Source organism: Rhodococcus jostii RHA1, assembly GCF_000014565.1.
GTDB lineage: Bacteria > Actinomycetota > Actinomycetes > Mycobacteriales > Mycobacteriaceae > Rhodococcus_F > Rhodococcus_F jostii_A.
The window spans coordinates 1,168,542-1,182,789 of the sequence record NC_008268.1 but is presented as its reverse complement, the minus strand read 5'-3'; the positions used below and the strand labels follow the sequence as shown (position 1 = coordinate 1,182,789).

Genomic DNA, 14,248 nt, shown 5'->3' with positions numbered 1-14,248 from the left:
CACGCACCCCTCAATCGTAGCCAGCGACACCGACCGGTAGCGCCACGCCGGAAGCGACCAGATAACGTTAGGGAAGTGAGTGCCATCCCTTACTGTGACGATGTCCTGGACCCTTCCGTCTCGCTCCTCCAGTTAGTGGACGTCGCGAAGAACCTCGGTGTGGCCGTCACCCGCGTGCAGCAGCTTCTGCGCGATCAGCAGTTGATCGCCGTCCGCCGCGACGGCGTCCTCGGTGTTCCCGAACTCTTCTTCGACGAGACCGGCGAGATCGTCAAATGGCTGCCCGGTCTCGTCGCCGTGCTCCACGACGGCGGATTCGAGGACGAGGAGATCCTGCAGTGGCTGTTCCGTGAGGACGACAGCCTCCCCGGCACGCCCGTCCAGGCCCTGCACGGCGATCTCGCCCGCGAAGTGATCCGCCGCGCTCAGGCGATGGGATTCTGACCGCCGGTCATCGCACTCGGCCACGGGCAGGCACCGCGAGCCGGGCAAACTGAGGCAGCGCCGTCGCCCACCGGTTTCTCCGGGACACGGTGGCGCGCCGGTCGAGCACCCGGTAACCGCCTCGCTCGATCTCGTCGAGGATGCGGGAATACAGCACGAACGCGGTCCGGATACCCGGTTGCACCCGCCGGTCCAGCATCGCGATGCCCGGTTCCGCGTCCCGGTACACCGACCGGGTGACCGAGATCAGGTGGGCGAGGGCCCGCACGATCCGCTGGTCCGTCGTGCCGCTGCGGCGACTGTGCGCGAGAAGTTCGGTGTCGACACCGAACGCGGCCAATTCGTCGGCCGGGAGATAGACCCGGCCCCGATCCAGGTCCTCGCCCACGTCGCGAAGGAAATTGGTCAGCTGGAACGCCTCACCGAGAGCCGCAGCGTGCGGTTCCGCATCGGCGACGGGCCCGATGGTTCCGAGGACGGGCAGCATCTGCAACCCGATCACGACGGCCGATCCGTACATGTATGTCCGGAGCTCGGTCATGGTGCCGTACTCGGACCGATGCTCGACGGTCCCCGGAACATCCATCCGCATGGACTGCAGGAACGCGAAGAAGTAGTCGTGGGGGATGTCGAACGACGCGACGGTGTCGAGGAACGCGGGAAGGACCCGCCGCATCTCCCGTGAACACGCATCCGGACCGACCGCGGTCCGGTCGGTGAAGCCGATTCGCAGAGCCGCGTCGATCCGATCGAGTTCGGCGGCGCAGTCGCCGGCCGTCCGGCTGGGATCGACGTCCACGATGTCGTCGACCGTGCGCGCGAACCCGTAGAGGGAATGCACGGCGGCCCGGCGGCGCTCGGGAAGGAGCCGGGTCGCGAGATGATAGGTGCGACCGTGCTCCGCCGTCACCGCGCCGCAGTACCGGTAACTGCCGGCCAGGTCGGTCATCGACCGGTCATTCGACGCGCGGCGCCGTCGCAGCACCTGCGAGGTCGGCGGTGCGCTCGTCCTCGACGGGCCGGGGTGTGCGCAGCCGCAGCGGGTCGACCGTGCGGAGCGACACGGCCGCGACGACCGCAGCGAACGTCGCGAGCACGACGTGCGGGAACGTGTACAGGCCGATCGAGCCGTCGGGCTGGAAGACCAGCATCAACCAGGTGGACAACCCGACGAGGATCATCAGGGTCCGGGTCGACAACGCGAAGCCGGCCGCGATGGCGATCGGCCACGAGTAGTACCAGGGCAGCGCCGCGGGCGACAGGATCACGATCGCGACCAGGACGATGAGGATTCCGAGAATCGCGTCACGCTCGGTCGTCCGGTAGCGCCACCAGGCCGCCAGCACGATCGCGACCAGGGCCACCGCGCAGATCGGGCGGGTGATCGCCAGCACCTCACCCAGCCGCAGCTCCGCGAACCACGACGTTCCGACGGTCACGATGTGGGCGAGGATCGTCGGCAGCGACAACCAGTTGATGATCTTGTTCGAACCGGACAGCGCGGTCATCCAGCCGAGCCCGACACCGGCGACGGCGGACGCGGCCGCGAAGATGGCCACGAACACGGCGAACCCCGCGCCCGCGGTCTTCGCGAACGACGCGAGCGGCGACGCGGGTGTGCGCCCCTCCGCCTCGGCCTTCTCCTTCTCGTGGAGCATCCAGATCCACACCATGAAGGGCAGCGCGGCGCCTGCGGTCGCCTTGATCGCGACCGCGACCGCGACGAGGGCGATCCCGGCGAGATGGCGACGTTCGAGGACGAGAGCGATGCCGGCGATCATCAGGCCGACCATCAACAGCTCGTTGTGAACCCCGCCGATGAGGTGGACCAGGACCAGCGGATTGAGCACGGCGAGCCACAGGGCGATCGCCGGATTACCGCCGAGGTGCCGCGCGAGGTGCGGAACCCCCCACACCATCAGCGCGAGTCCGGGCAGCATCGTCACGCGCAGAAGCATCGTCCCGGCGATCACGTTGTCGCCGGTCAGCGCCGTGATCCCCTGACTGAGGAGCAGGAACAGCGGACCGTACGGCGCGGTGGTGGTGGTCCACACGTTGCTGACGTTGTCCAGGAGGACTCCCGGGTTGACCACCGGCCCGACGGCGTACGGGTCGAACCCGTCACGCAGGAGCGCACCCTGCGCCAGGTAGGAGTAGGCGTCGCGGCTGAACATCGGCACTGCGAGGAGCAGCGGCGCCGTCCACACCGGGACGATCATCCGCAACTGCCGGAGGGTGACGTCGCCGCCGAGCGTGGCACGACCCAACCGCACCCACGCCGTGATCATCGCGACCACACCCACCCAGACGATGACCGTCGACAGGATCTGACCGTGACCGAACCGGAGCCACGACAGGTGCATCGCCTCGAGGAGTGGGTCCTCGCGGCGGACGCTGCCCGCACCGAATCCACCGAACGTGATCATCACGGCGCCCGCGAACCCGAGGATGGCGGCGTGCCCCTCCGGGCTGCGGAGGAAGCCGGCCGTGGTCTGGGGCCACGACCGCTGCGGCGTGGTCGTCGCAGCGGCGACGGTCGCCTGCGGGGCAGAGGACGTCATGAGTGCAGATTCCTCCCCCGAGGTGAGTTCGGTTGCGGTCGTCGGCGTGCGCATCGCATGGTCGAGGACCCAGTTTAATTGCTGTCGGCACCAGTTCCCGCCACGCCTCGCCCTATCCTCCCGCACTTGATGCTTCCGTGTGTCTTTCCGCACTTCGTGCTCCGGTGTGTCTTTCCGCGCTTCGAGCTGCGGTGGGCCCGGTGATGCGGGCGGCCGCCAGCTTCCCCGACAGCAGGACGGTCGGAACTCCGACACCCGGGACGGTGCCGGAACCGGCGAGCACGACGTTGTCCAGGCCCCTGACCAGGTTGGGGCGCCGGAACGGCCCGGTCTGCCGGAACACGTGCGCCGCCGCGAAGGGGCTGCCCGCCGCCATGCCCTTGCCGAGCCAGGTGAGGGGGGTGTCGACGCGGTCGATCGTGAAATGCTCCGCGATCCCGCGGTACCCGCGCGTCTCGAGTTCGCGCAGCAGTTCGTTCACGTACGGGCCGGTCAGCGACGACCACTCCAGCGGTGCGCTGTGCAGGTTCGGGCAGGGCGCGAGCACCGACAGCGGTTCCGAGGGAATCCCAGCGCGGTCCAGGGCGAGGCCCGGATCCGACAGGGCGGGCCGGGTGATCAGCAGCGACGGGTCCGTCATCAGCCGTCCGCGCCCCGCGCGGGCGGTGATCTCCGCGAACGTCCGCTTCCACGCGTGACCGAAATCGATGGTGTGGTGTCGTTGGGCGGCCCACTGGGAGGCGACCGCGGTGGGGACGGTCCCGTGCAGGACCACGGCGGACGGCGACACCCGCACCCGCCGGGGGGTCCGGCGTGTCACCGGGCGGAGCAGTGCGTCGACGACGGCGGTGTCCGGGGTGAGGACCAGCGCGTCGCAGTCGACGCGGTCACCCGCCGCCGTGACGACGGTGCCGACGCGGTCGCCGCTTCGCTCGAGTGCCGCGACCTCGGTGTCGAACCGGATCTCGCCGCCCGCTGTGGAGAGGGCGTCGGCGAGGGCGAGCGCGATCGAGCGCATCCCGCCGCGCGGGAAGTAGACGCCGAGCGAGGTGTCCATGTGGGCGATCGCGCCGTACACCGCGAGGGCGTCGGCGGGCGCGACCCCCGCGTACAGGGCCTGGAACGTGAAGATCCGGCGGAGTCTCGGATCGGTGATCGTACGGTCGACGCGGGCGCCGAGCCTGCCGAACCCGCCCAGGGCGGTGAGCGTCAGCAGATCCCGCGCGGCCGCCGGGGATGAGACGAGATCCAGCGGCGAGTCGAAGTTCGCATCCATGAACCGGTGGTACTCGGCGTCGAAGATCCGGCCGAGCCAGCGCCGCAGCCGCAGATACCTCGCCGACTCCTCCGGCCCGCACACCCGGCTGACCTCGGCGACCATCGCGTCGGGATCGGAGTGCACGTCGAGTGAGGACCCGTCGGCGAACCGTGCGTGATACGCCGGCGCCAGCCGTTCCAGGACAAGCGGCGGCCGGGTGGACGCGAAATCCGCGCCGACGGCGGCGAGGGCCTCGCCGACCAGTTCGGGCATCGTGAGGACGGTGGCACCGTTGTCGATGTCGTAGCCGGGACCACGGTAGGTGCCGACCCGGCCGCCCGGCGACGAGTCCCGTTCGAGGACGGTGACACGCCTGCCCGATCCGGCGAGGTGCAGAGCGGCCGAGAGACCCGCTAGACCCGCGCCGACGACCACGACGTGATCGGTGCGGCCGGGAACCGTCCGGAGCGCGCGGGCCATCCCCGGACCCTCAGTAGTCGCGGCGCGTCGCGGCGACGGCCATCTCGGTGAGCTGCTGCTTCGCCTCGGTAGTGGCGGTGCTCGCCGCCAGCGTCGACAGCGCGTTCCCGACGAGTTCCTCGATCTGCTTCTCCACGTCCGCGACCGCGCCGAGGGACGTGATCGTGGTCCGGAGGGTGTCCACGTCCGAATCTGACAGGTCGGTGCCGATGCCCTCGCGGAGGAGCGCGGCCGCCGCGGGGTCTTCGGCGTCGGCGCGCTGCAGCGACATTGCGAACAGGACGGTGCGCTTGCCCGCCCGCAGGTCGTCGCCGGAGGGCTTCCCCGTCACGGCCGGATCGCCGAACACGCCGAGCAGGTCGTCGCGGAGCTGGAAGGCGATACCGATGTCGGTGCCGAATCGGCGGTACGCCGAGACCAGGGTGTCGTCGGCGCCTGCGAGCGCCGCACCGAGGTGTAGGGGCCGCTCGATGGTGTACGCGGCCGTCTTGTACCGATTCACCTTCATGGCGGCGACGATCGACTCGTCCGCCCGGGCCTCGTTGCTGATGTCGAGGAACTGCCCGCCGAGCACCTCGGTGCGCATCGCGGACCAGACGGGGGAGATGCGGGCCGACGCGTCCGGGGTGATTCCGGATTCGCGGATCATGTCGTCGGCCCAGGCCAGCGCGAGATCGCCGAGGAGGATCGCGACGCCCTCGCCGAAGTGAGCGGAATCACCGCTCCACGCCCCGGCGCGGTGCTGTTCCGCGAACTCGACGTGGACGGTCGGGAACCCGCGACGCGTCGTGGACGCGTCGATGATGTCGTCGTGGACCAGCGCGCAGGCCTGAACCAGTTCCAGCGCGGAGCAGGCGCGGAGCACGGGTCCGGCGTCGGGGCCACGAGCGTCGCCACCCGCCCCGACCCAACCGGTCCACGCGAAGGCCGGGCGGACCCGCTTGCCTCCGCGCAAGACGAAGTCTTCGAGCGTGGTCACGGCCTCGCGGTAACCACCACCCACGGAGTCGACGAGGTCCTGCCGGCTGGTGAAGAAGTCGCGAAGCGCATTTTCGACCTCGGCCGCGAGGGCGGCGGGGCGCGTTCCAACGGACAGTGTTGCCTCCAGGATCGAATTCTCGCGTGCGCGCCGAGACCGGCGACAGGCGTCGACACCACCATAGTGGGCGCCCTCCCGGGTGGCCGGATTCCCGGCTCCCGCCGCCCGCGCAGACGCAGTGGGTGCAATGCCCCGGGCACTACCTATGCTGGACGGGTGACATTCGATTCCGTCAGGGGGCGGGCCAGCGAAGGTTGGGTAACCCGCACTCCGTCCATCGTCGACCGGATCCGGTCGTCCAGCGACGGCCGGGTCCCCTTTTCCGTCGAGTTCTCGCCGCCGCGTGACGAGGCCGCCGAGGCTCGTCTGTGGCGTGCCGTCCGGGAGTTCGAGCGGATGGGTCCGGCCTTCGTGTCCATGACCTACGGCGCGGGCGGGTCGACGCGCGACCGCACGGTCCGCGTCACCGGTCAGCTCGCCGAGGAGACCACCCTCCTGCCGGTCGCGCACCTCACGGCCGTGTCGCACAGTGTCGACGAACTGCGGTCGATGGTCGGTGCCTACGCCGACCGCGGAATCAGCAACATCCTGGTCCTGCGCGGCGACCCGCCCGGTGACCCGCTGGGCGAGTGGGAGAAGCATCCGGACGGCGTCGAGTACGCCGAGGACCTCGTGCGGCTCGTCCGCGACCTCGGCGACTTCCACGTCGGCGTCGCCTCGTTCCCGGAAGGCCACTACCGGGCACCCGATCTCGCGCACGACACCCGGTACCTGGTGTCGAAGTTGCGGGCAGGTGCCGAGTACTCGATCACCCAGATGTTCTTCGACGTCGACGACTACCTGCGACTGCGCGACCGGGTGTCGGCGTACGACCCCGAACAGGGCGCCAAGCCGATCATCCCCGAGATCATGCCGATCACGTCGCTGCGGTCGGTCCGCCGCGTGCTCGAACTGTCGGGATCGCGTCTCCCGGCGCACCTCGAGAAGCGTCTCGCCACGGCCGCCGGGGACGGTCCCGAGGAGAACCGCGCCGCCGTGCGCGAGATCGGCATCGACGTCGCCACCGAGATGAGCGAACGCCTCATCGCGGAGGGGGCACCCGGCCTGCACTTCATCACCCTCAACTTCGCGCGCGCCACGAGCGAGGTGCTTGCCAGGCTCGGCGACAAGGTCGGTTCGGGTGTGGCGGATCCCGCCCCGGTCACCCCGGCGCGGGTCAGCTGAGGCTCCGCCCCTTCCACCGGGTGCGCCCGCGGTGGTGACTGCGATGTGACGACACCGTCAGTGCCGTCACCGCGGCGACGGACAGCGGGTGTGCGACCGCGCCTGCGACGTCGGCGGCGGTGAGGCGGTCACCGCGTTCGAGTGCCCGGGCGCACAGCCGGGACGTCGTGGCCGCGAGATACCCCACTGCCCCCCACCGGCGCACGCGTCCCCGTCCGGCCGCGAACGCGACCGGCGGCGCGACGAACGCCACATTCGCCGCACCGAGGACCGCCGCGGCGCCGAGGCGGGAGCCGAATGCCGTCCACAGCCAGCGGTCGTAACCGCGGCGCAGCGCGCCCGCGTCCTCGTACATCCGGCACGACGCCGACCGGCCGGCCACGACCAGTGTGGTCGCGTGACCCCGAGTGCGGAGCAGTCGCGCGATGTCGAGGTCTTCCGTCACGCTGTCCACGACGGCCCGGTGACCCCCGACCCTGCGGTACGCGGCGGAATCGAACACCATGAACTGCCCGCAGGCCACCGCCGTCGACGGGCGCCGCGACCGGTCGGCCACGCGGATCGGCAGCGTCGCCGCCCACGACCACGCGAGCAGCGGCTGCACCAGCCCCTCGGTCACCGACCCCGCCTGCTGGAACGGCCACGGGCAGACCAGCGCGGCCCCGGACTCGCGCAGCGCGGCGCACGCGGCGTTCAGGGCGCCCGGACGCAACCGCACATCGGCGTCGAGGAACACGAGTATCCCCCCGTCACCGCGGCCCCGGGCGAAGGCGTGCTCACTCACCCGGTGGCAGGCTGCGGGTTTGCCCACCCAGCCCGGCGGCGGTTCCGCGGTTCCCCGCATCACGGAGAAGCGGGGGTCCGCGCCGCTCGCGGCGTCCGCGACCTCGGCGGTCCCGTCCGTGGAGCCGTCGTCGTAGACGAACACCCGCAGATCGTCGACCCCTCGCTGTTCGCGCAGGTCGCCGATCAGGTCCGGCAGCCGGTCACGCTCGTCCCGGGCCGGAATGCAGACGGTGACGGGTTCGGTGACCGGGCGGGCCGCCGCCGGGAGCCGCGGGGCGCGGCACAGGTTGGCGACGCTGGTGGCGAGACCGAGAACCGAGATCAGGGAGCCGACCCGGACGACCCGCTCGATCGGGCGAGAGGTCACACCTCCGAGTGGTCCCGTGCGCGACCGCTGCCGATCACCGGATCCCTGTTGCGGGCCAACCAGGCCAGCGCACCGACGATCACGGCGACGCCCAGCGTCACACCGGCCATGATGCCCGCCCAGCCCGCGAAGCTACGGGTGCTCGGGTCCGAGTAACGCACCTCGGCGCGGATCGTCGAGGTGTCGCCGGCGGGAAGTTTCCACGACACGATCGAGTCGCCCTCACGGGTGCCGTTGGTGGTGGCGACGCGCGCCGGGAAGGCAATCGTGAACTGCACGTCCGTGCCCTGCGCGGGGACCGAACTGAGATCGGCCTTCCCGTCGAGGGTCACGAGGTCGCCGGTCCGCTGGAGCGAGATCTGGAAACTTCCGTTGGCCTGCTCCGACATGGTGCCGAGCTGCTGCACGTCGCCGAACGTCAGGTCGCTGAAGAACGCCTGGCTGCCGACGTACCCGTCCTTCTTGTACTCCTGGACGCGCACCTTGCCCGACAGCGAGTCGGGCGGAGTGAGTTGCGGGCCCTTGTCCTGATCGTTCGCCGGCACGGCGGCGGCCACGATCTGGCCGGAGACCCGGTCGTCGGCGGACACCCCCATCGACACCTGAACCCGCAGGCATCCCGCGAGGAGGGGCACGAGGAGGAGGCCGAGGGCCGCGAGGGACAAAGCCCTCCGCGAGCGGGTCGAGGTCGGAACTGAGGGCGGCTGCACAGTCGTATCGTGCCAGGGGAGTGGATCGGTGTCAGGTGTGAGGGTGCGTGTCGTGGGTCCCGGGTCGCCGGACGCGCGGCCGAAGCAGCGACACGAGCAGCGGAACTCCCAGGATTCCCATCGCCAACCACCCGTAGATCGCCGAATACCGCAACTCGGGAGCACCCAGGAACACCGAATGGGCCAGCGCCGAACCGAGCCACGTCCACAGGAACAACCCGATCGGGACACCGTCACGGTGCCGGTGCCCGGCGTCCAGTCGACGGTCGATGCGGTCCACGGCGATGGCCATCACGGCCGCGACGACGAACCACCCGGCGTAGTTGGTCAACGGAATGTGCTCGATACCGGGCAGGCCGGCATCGGTGACACACCAGTGCCACTGCCCGTCCGCGACCATCTGCGGGTCGAGGTACAGGTCCCAGCCGACCACACCGATCGTCGTCAGCGCGATCCGCGTCAGCCGTCGACGCGGACCCCGCGCGAGTACGGACGCCACGCACCACACCGGATAGAACCCGGCCGTCCACGCGAACGGCACCACCAGAGGCACCCCCGCGAGTGCCGGCCCGAGACGGTCGACGCTGTAGTCGTAGCAGCCGTAGGGGAAGCCGGTGGCCGTGCCCACGACCTCGGAGCACAGACCGAGCCCCGCGGTGACGACCACCAGTCCCACCGTCCAGCGGGCACCCCGGGTCACCGCCGCATGGGTGACGGACGCCGCGGCCAGCAGCGCGACGACGAGCACGGTGACCACGTCGCGGATCCCGCCGTGCACCAGCGGGTAGACGATCTGCGCCGCGACCGCCGCGCACGCGAGGATCAGGGGCAGGCGGGAGGTCATCGCCGGCGTCGCAGGCGTCCCAGGCCCCGCCGGTCGTCGTGGAGCGCGATGCGTGCGGCGCTGCGACCGCTCGCCCCGGACACCCCGCCGCCCGGGTGGGTGGAGGCGCCGGTGAGGTACAGGCGGTCGGCACCCGGCACCCGGTGCCCGGACAGTTCGGGGAGGGGACGCCACATCATCATCTGGTCCAGCGACATCTCCACGTGCATGACGTTGCCGCCGAGCAACCCCATCTCGTCTTCGAGGTCCTGCGGCGACTGCACGTGCCGGTCGAGGACGGACTCACCGAAACCGGGAGCCAGCGCGTCGATCTCGGCGACGATCCGATCGGCCTCCGGTCCGGCGAGGTCGCTCCAGCGCCGGCCGCCGCTCAGCCGGTACGGCTGCCACTGCGACCACAGGGTCACCTGGTGCCTGCCCTCGGGTGCGATGGTGGGGTCGAGGCCACTGAAGCTCATTCCCAGCACCGCGGGCCGCGGCGGGAGTTCCCCGGCGAGGGCCGCGCCGTGCGCGAGCCGCAGGTGCGCGCGATCCGAGACCAGCAGCTGGAGCCCGTGGGTGACCGAGGCGTCGGGCGCACTCGGATAGGCGGGGAGGGCGTCGGTGGCCAGCCGCACCACCATCCCGATCCCCGGGCCGACGCGGATCCGGCGACGCCACCGGTCGAGGGTCTGTGCGTCGTACCCGCCGCGCTCGAGCAGGCCGAGCGTGGTCAGCACGTGACAGCCCGCGATCACCGCCCGTGAGCGGATCTCCCGGCCGGACGCCGTCCGCGTCGTCCAGGAGTCGCCGTCGCGGCTCAACGAGACCGCCGCGTCGCCGAGCGAGACGGTCCCGGAGTCGGCCCGCAGCCTCGCGGCGAGGGCCGCGGTCAGGGCTCCGCTGCCGCCGACGGCACGGCCGGGCGGAATGGTGTGCATCAACGCCGCGAATCCGACCATCGGCGCCGTCCCCGGCTCCGACATCGGCGGACCGGACTGGGCGCCGAACCATGCGAGGGCCGCCTTGAGACGCTCGTCGTCGAAGTACTCGTCGAGCAGCGCATCGCCGGAACCGAGGAACTGCCGGGAGAGGTCGCTACCGCCGCCGCCCGTGTCGAGCCCCCAGAACGACGAGAGCAGCGCGGGCCCGGTCGGCGGATTCGAGAACGCGCGCATGACCCGTGTGCTGCGCGGACCCCACACCGCCACGAACCGGCGGTACGCGTCGGCATCCGCGGCGCCGCACGACTCCTCGATGGACCGGCACGTCGCATCCAGGCTGCGGCGGAACACGATGCCCGGCCGATCCGAACCCGCCGGGGCGGGGGCGAACGCCCACGGATCGCAGTCGAGGTACCGCAGTCCGTGCGCGCCGAGATCGAGTTCCTCGACGATCCCCGTGTGACGGACCATGATGTGCGCGGACGACCCGCGGTCGACCTTGTACCCGGGGAAGCGTTCCACCGTGGACACCGCGCCGCCGAGCACGGTGTCGCGTTCGATCACCTCGACCGACCACCCGGATCGCGCGAGGTAACACGCCGACACGAGGGCGTTGTGTCCCGACCCCACCACCACCGCGTCGATCACAGGGGAAGCCCGCGTCCCAGCACCGCGAACGGCCGGTTGTCCCCGGCGAATCGGAAGTGGCGCAGGACATCTCTGAAGCCGAGGCGGCGATACAGCCGCCAGGCGCGGTTGTCCTCGTCCGCCACTTCGGGGGTGGAGAGCAGCACCCCGCGTTCGGGCCTGCGTTCGAGGAGGCGGAGGAGCAGGGTCTCGCCGAGCCGGTGTCCCTGGGCGTCCGGGTGGACGTGGAGTTCGGTGAGTTCGAAGTAGTTGCCGAGGATCACGTCGATCTGGTCCCGGGTCCACCCCGTGTGGCGCAGACCCGAACGGACCTGCTGGTGCCACCACTGTTCGGGCGCCCCGCGGTAGCCGTAGGCGACGGCGACGAGGCGGGCGGCCGCGTTGTCGGTGGATCCGTCACCGGCCGGGACGAGCGCGCCGACGCCCCGCCACCCCGATCGCTGCAGGTGCTCGTTCCACATCGGCGCCCGGTGGTATTCGGTGCCGTGGGGATAGCCCATGGCGGCGACGTAGATCGACAGCGCCTCGTGCAGGCGGTCGCGGAACTCGGTGGCCGAGAGTTCGACCACGAGCGGAGTCTGGTCAGCGTTCGTGTCGACCGGTCTCACCTTTCTCTTGACGACGTGTCGGTGGGTCCAGCTATATTGAATAGGTCGAACAGATGTTCGATAGCGGGGATCCGGCGATGCTCGAGGGAAGCGAGCATCGCCGGCCCCCGAACTCACGACCTGACTACGCCCGGCGGGGTGGTTGCACCGGGGTTTTGGAGGCGAAGTGATGACGAACCCGGTCACGGGACCGACCTCTGGGAACTCACGCCGACCGGGTGACGTACGCCACCCGGGCTCCAGGCGGGGTTCGGTGCTGCTCGATCGCGCCGACGCGCTCCTCGCCCAATCGGTGGGTGCCGGTGGGCCGGCGGATCGATTCCACAGCGCGTATCTGGCCGCGCTCCGCGGGGCGGGCGCAGTGCTGGCCGCCGTCGAGGGGCCTGCGGCGGGGCGCAGACGGACACGAACGCGTAACGCCTGGGTTCTCATGGCCGACGCGGCGCCCGAATTCGTGAACTGGGCCGACTACTTCGCCGGGCACTCGGCCACCCGTGCCGCGATCGAGGCGGGAATGTCGCGAACCCTCACCGATCTCGAGGCCGACGAGTTCTTCGTCGAGGTCGGACGCTTTCTCCAGGCCGTCGAAGATCACATCGGACGTGGCGCAGGTCTCGATCTGCGGGCGTCCTAATCGGCGGCGGGCCCGGAAACGGCGGGAAAACGGTGAGGCGTCCGCGACATTGCGGTGCCCCGGACGGGGTTCGGTGTGGGAGTCCGTAAGGTTGGTGGGGAACTCGTACGTGGAGTAGGTGGTACGGGGATCGAACTGCTCGTATTATTAAATCTAGGTAGCCGCCAAAGTCGGTTACCCACCGTCTCGCACCGTGAGGCGGTGGCCAACACCCAGTGCCGGGGGAGGTACCGTGCCACTCTCCGAGCACGAGCAGCGCATGCTCGACCAGATCGAGAGCGCTCTCTACGCCGAGGATCCCAAGTTCGCCTCCACTGTGCGAGGCGGTCGCATGCGTGCGGCATCGAGTCGTCGTCGATTGCAGGCGGTGGCCCTGTTCGTTCTGGGGCTGGTCCTGCTCATCGCCGGCGTCGCCCTTCCGATCAAGCCTGGCGGTTTTCCCGTCATCAGCCTGATCGGCTTCATCGTCATGTTCGGTGCCGGAGTCCTCCTCCTGTGGGGTGGAGGTAAGAGCAAGTCCGGACAGTCCTCACGTGGTGGCTCGACCACGCAAGGTGAGACCGGCCGTGCCGATCGCGGTAAGCCCCGAAGCGGGCGCAAGAGTGGCGGATTCTCGTCGCGAATGGAAGACCGCTTCAAGAAGAGATTCGAGCAGGAGTAGTACTACCCGCTCAGCAGCCCAGTGGCGGCGTGGCATGTGATGCCACGCCGCCACTGCTGTGTCGGGGCTCGGTCCAGGATCGCCGGGTGCGTAGGCGGGGGTCGATCCGGTGGGGCCAGTGAACCGTCCCGCCCACGATTCCCCACCCTCACCCACCCTGTTTCCCCACTTTCCCCCCTCCGCTCCGCGATGAACCGCGAGGCAGGGGTGCCGCCCCCTCGCGGTGCGCTTTCACCTGGGCTTTTGCGCCATCCTGCGCCGTTGTGGGGCCGAACCTGATCGGCTCTGCTCGTGTCGGTGATCACGTCGGGAATTTTCCCCCACCATCCGCAATGAGCGTTGACCAGCAAGTATCGGGCAAATTGGTGAACAACACGCCGTTATCCACCTTGTGAGTGGGGGAAAGTGGGGTACTGTGGTGCGCAGCGGGGAGCGAAGGTGAACCGCCCGGGCATACGGCGTTCGATATGAACGCGGTGGGAGGTGTCGAGTGTTTCTCGGTACCTACACGCCGAAGCTCGACGAGAAGGGGCGGCTCACGTTGCCCGCAAAGTTCCGGGATGCGCTGGCGGGAGGGTTGATGGTCACCAAGGGTCAGGATCACAGCCTCGCGGTGTATCCCCGGGAAGAGTTCACGGCACTCGCACGCAAGGCCGCGGCCGCGTCGAGAAGCGATCCGGAGGCGCGAGCCTTCGTTCGTGGGCTGGCGGCAGGTACCGACGAGCAGCACGCAGATGCCCAGGGGCGCATCACCCTCTCGGCAGATCACCGTCGTTACGCGGGTCTCTCCAAGGACTGCGTAGTGATCGGTTCGGTCGATTTCCTCGAAATCTGGGATGCGCAAGCCTGGCAGACCTACGTCGAGGCGAACGAGGAGAACTACTCGCAGGCAACAGGAGTCGCGCTCGGCGAGATCGTCTGAGCGTGGCAGCGTCCCCGCGAATGCCGCGAGGCCTCTGTCCGACGGAACCCTGACGCACTTCCCCAGCGCCAGGTTTTCATTTCGGGCAGGGACCTCGAAGCATTCGCCACGGCAACTGGCCGACAAGAGAAGTTCGAGC

General features: G+C 70.0%; 14 protein-coding genes. 5 read left to right on the top strand and 9 right to left on the bottom strand.

What is annotated here, in order from left to right:
• Nucleotides 1–75: 75 nt before the first annotated feature.
• Nucleotides 76–444: an Rv2175c family DNA-binding protein gene (locus RHA1_RS05355; RefSeq protein ID WP_011594239.1), complete on the top strand. Its 369-nt coding sequence runs from the start codon at nt 76–78 to the stop codon at nt 442–444.
• A gap of 7 nt (nt 445–451) precedes the next feature.
• Here the strand turns inward: RHA1_RS05355 and RHA1_RS05350 are convergent, their stop codons facing one another.
• The 4 genes from RHA1_RS05350 to RHA1_RS05335 form a co-directional block, all read right to left on the bottom strand.
• Nucleotides 452–1,393 (bottom strand): phytoene/squalene synthase family protein, encoded by a 942-nt coding sequence (locus RHA1_RS05350; RefSeq protein ID WP_011594238.1) that lies wholly within the window; start codon nt 1,391–1,393, stop codon nt 452–454.
• A gap of 7 nt (nt 1,394–1,400) precedes the next feature.
• Complete coding sequence (locus RHA1_RS05345; RefSeq protein ID WP_011594237.1) at nt 1,401–3,005, bottom strand: alpha-(1->6)-mannopyranosyltransferase A; 1,605 nt, start codon at nt 3,003–3,005, stop codon at nt 1,401–1,403.
• Nucleotides 3,006–3,117: 112 nt separating this feature from the next.
• A complete protein-coding gene (gene crtI / locus RHA1_RS05340; RefSeq protein ID WP_011594236.1) occupies nt 3,118–4,743 on the bottom strand; it encodes a phytoene desaturase family protein in 1,626 nt (541 codons plus the stop codon).
• Between the two features lie 10 nt (nt 4,744–4,753).
• Nucleotides 4,754–5,851, bottom strand: a complete 1,098-nt coding sequence (locus RHA1_RS05335; protein WP_192815030.1) for a polyprenyl synthetase family protein — start codon at nt 5,849–5,851, stop codon at nt 4,754–4,756.
• A 147-nt stretch (nt 5,852–5,998) separates the two neighbouring features.
• On the opposite strand from RHA1_RS05335, the gene metF reads away from it, so the two are divergent.
• Nucleotides 5,999–7,006: a methylenetetrahydrofolate reductase [NAD(P)H] gene (metF, locus tag RHA1_RS05330; protein WP_009473752.1), complete on the top strand. Its 1,008-nt coding sequence runs from the start codon at nt 5,999–6,001 to the stop codon at nt 7,004–7,006.
• On the opposite strand, the gene RHA1_RS05325 is transcribed toward metF, so the two are convergent.
• Genes RHA1_RS05325 through RHA1_RS05305 form a run of 5 tightly spaced genes read right to left on the bottom strand, consistent with a single transcriptional unit; the run spans nt 6,999 to nt 11,892 of the window.
• Nucleotides 6,999–8,159 carry a glycosyltransferase family 2 protein gene (locus RHA1_RS05325; RefSeq protein ID WP_011594235.1) on the bottom strand — a complete coding sequence of 387 codons (1,161 nt, stop codon included), beginning with the start codon at nt 8,157–8,159 and terminating at the stop codon, nt 6,999–7,001. The genes metF and RHA1_RS05325 overlap by 8 nt on opposite strands.
• Nucleotides 8,156–8,869, bottom strand: a complete 714-nt coding sequence (locus RHA1_RS05320) for an LppM family (lipo)protein (RefSeq protein ID WP_011594234.1) — start codon at nt 8,867–8,869, stop codon at nt 8,156–8,158. The genes RHA1_RS05325 and RHA1_RS05320 overlap by 4 nt, the downstream gene beginning before the upstream one ends.
• A 31-nt stretch (nt 8,870–8,900) precedes the next feature.
• Complete coding sequence (locus RHA1_RS05315; protein WP_011594233.1) at nt 8,901–9,713, bottom strand: carotenoid biosynthesis protein; 813 nt, start codon at nt 9,711–9,713, stop codon at nt 8,901–8,903.
• Nucleotides 9,710–11,284: a phytoene desaturase family protein gene (locus tag RHA1_RS05310; protein WP_011594232.1), complete on the bottom strand. Its 1,575-nt coding sequence runs from the start codon at nt 11,282–11,284 to the stop codon at nt 9,710–9,712. Before RHA1_RS05310 ends, RHA1_RS05315 begins: the two co-directional genes overlap by 4 nt.
• Complete coding sequence (locus tag RHA1_RS05305; protein WP_009473747.1) at nt 11,281–11,892, bottom strand: GNAT family N-acetyltransferase; 612 nt, start codon at nt 11,890–11,892, stop codon at nt 11,281–11,283. The genes RHA1_RS05310 and RHA1_RS05305 overlap by 4 nt, the downstream gene beginning before the upstream one ends.
• Before the next feature lie 253 nt (nt 11,893–12,145).
• On the opposite strand from RHA1_RS05305, the gene RHA1_RS05300 reads away from it, so the two are divergent.
• The 3 genes from RHA1_RS05300 to mraZ all read left to right on the top strand — a co-directional run bounded on the left by RHA1_RS05300 (nt 12,146) and on the right by mraZ (nt 14,109).
• Nucleotides 12,146–12,526, top strand: a complete 381-nt coding sequence (locus tag RHA1_RS05300) for an SAV_6107 family HEPN domain-containing protein (RefSeq protein ID WP_009473746.1) — start codon at nt 12,146–12,148, stop codon at nt 12,524–12,526.
• Between the two features lie 232 nt (nt 12,527–12,758).
• The gene (locus RHA1_RS05295; protein ID WP_009473745.1) at nt 12,759–13,187 is read left to right on the top strand and encodes an SCO2097 family morphological protein; all 429 of its coding nucleotides are present in this window, start codon (nt 12,759–12,761) and stop codon (nt 13,185–13,187) included.
• Between the two features lie 490 nt (nt 13,188–13,677).
• Nucleotides 13,678–14,109 (top strand): division/cell wall cluster transcriptional repressor MraZ, encoded by a 432-nt coding sequence (gene mraZ / locus RHA1_RS05290; RefSeq protein WP_011594229.1) that lies wholly within the window; start codon nt 13,678–13,680, stop codon nt 14,107–14,109.
• The last annotated feature ends 139 nt before the right edge of the window (nt 14,110–14,248 follow it).

Bases quoted from the DNA above. Each gene is read 5' to 3' on its own strand.
- crtI (WP_011594236.1), bottom strand. From the start codon at position 4,743: ATGGCCCGCGCGCTCCGGACGGTTCCCGGCCGCACCGATCACGTCGTG.
- RHA1_RS05350 (WP_011594238.1), bottom strand. From the start codon at position 1,393: ATGACCGACCTGGCCGGCAGTTACCGGTACTGCGGCGCGGTGACGGCG.
- RHA1_RS05345 (WP_011594237.1), bottom strand. From the start codon at position 3,005: ATGACGTCCTCTGCCCCGCAGGCGACCGTCGCCGCTGCGACGACCACG.
- RHA1_RS05315 (WP_011594233.1), bottom strand. From the start codon at position 9,713: ATGACCTCCCGCCTGCCCCTGATCCTCGCGTGCGCGGCGGTCGCGGCG.